The following is a 1,326-nucleotide window of genomic DNA, read 5'->3' as shown; positions in this document are numbered from 1 at the left end:
AGAAGCCTGTCGTACTCGGCCTCGGGCTGTCCGTAGGCCGACCCTGCCAGCGCCGCGAGCCCGGCCCGGTCGCAGATGGTGATGGTGCCGCGCTTGGTCTCGATCAGACCGTCGCGCACGAAGTCGCCCACAACAGCCACCACGCTCGTTCGGTTGACCCCAAGCATCAGCGATAGGAACTGCTGCGTCGTGGGCAGCACGTCGCCCTCGACGCGGTCGTGGCACATCAGCAGCCAGCGCGCCAAGCGCCGGTCGATCTTGTAGCGGCCGTTGGCCAGCGCCGTGCAGGCCGCCTGGATCTGCACGGTCTGGGCATAGCGCAGCAGCAGCACGTCAAGGTCGGGACTGCGCTCCAGCGCGTCTTGCAAGGCGGTGACCGGCAGCCTCCAGGCGAGGCCCGCCGCCTGCACGCAGACCTCGTGCGGGGTCCGGTCAGCTTCCAGCAGGACAGGAACGCCGACGAGGCCTTCGTATCCGACGACACCCAATTCGATCTTCTCGCCGTCTGATGCCACAGCGATGCTCGACAGGATGCCGTGCTCGATGAAGTGCACGGCTTCGATCGGCGTGTCCGGCACGATCAGCCGCTCGCCGAGCGCCAGCGTCACCAGTTCGAGGCGGGGCTGCAGCAGGGCGAAGTCGGCGGGCGCCAGGGCCGCCAGCAGGCGGTTCCGGCAGGCACTCTGGTTCGGGTGGGACACAGGGCTCGTCCACGTCAGGGCGGGAGCATGAGGCTCTCAGCCGCCTGCGCCCTGATGCGTGCAAACGATGCGGGACCCTACGCCGATCCGAGCTTTCTCGCAAATTCCCATCATATGATCGGTTGGATGTCGGGTTTCGGACATAGGCATGGTGGGACATCGCCGATGTGAGGCCTGATGCAGCACGCATTGATCCAGAAGCTGGAGAGCTTCGAGGCCCTGAGCGATCGGGACCTTGTGGCGCTCAATGCCCTGGTGCCGCGGGTGCGCCAGGTCGGAGCTGGGATCGACCTCATCAGCGAGGGCGACAATCCCGAGAACGTCCACCTCATCCTCGACGGCTTCGCCTGCCGCTACAAGATGCTGCCCAACGGCCAGCGCCAGATCATGGCCTACCTCCTGCCGGGCGATTTCTGCGATCTGAACGTGTTCATCCTCGACCAGATGGACCACAACATCGGCACGATCTCGGCCTGCCAGGTCGTGGATATTCCACGTAGCGCCATTGACGAGATCACCGCCAAGCATCCGCGGATCACGCGGGGGTTCTGGTGGTGTGCGCTCGTCGACGAGGCGGTGCTGCGCGAATGGCTGGTCAATCTCGGCGCGCGCGAGGCCAGCCAGC

Annotated in this window: 2 protein-coding genes; one reads left to right on the top strand and one right to left on the bottom strand. The window is 66.0% G+C overall.

The genetic code is table 11. From position 1 onward, the window contains the following. Positions 1 to 701, bottom strand: a 701-nt coding sequence (locus MFF55_RS26565) for a Crp/Fnr family transcriptional regulator (protein ID WP_238247231.1), incomplete at its 3' end; no start/stop codon positions are given. A 177-nt stretch (positions 702 to 878) separates the two neighbouring features. Between MFF55_RS26565 and MFF55_RS26560 the strand changes: the two genes are divergently transcribed. Beyond that, positions 879 to 1,326, top strand: a 448-nt coding sequence (locus tag MFF55_RS26560; protein ID WP_238247229.1) for a Crp/Fnr family transcriptional regulator, incomplete at its 3' end; no start/stop codon positions are given.

The sequence above is a fragment of the Methylobacterium iners genome (assembly GCF_022179305.1).
Classification (GTDB): domain Bacteria; phylum Pseudomonadota; class Alphaproteobacteria; order Rhizobiales; family Beijerinckiaceae; genus Methylobacterium; species Methylobacterium iners.
This window is presented reverse-complemented; position numbering and strand designations above follow the sequence as displayed.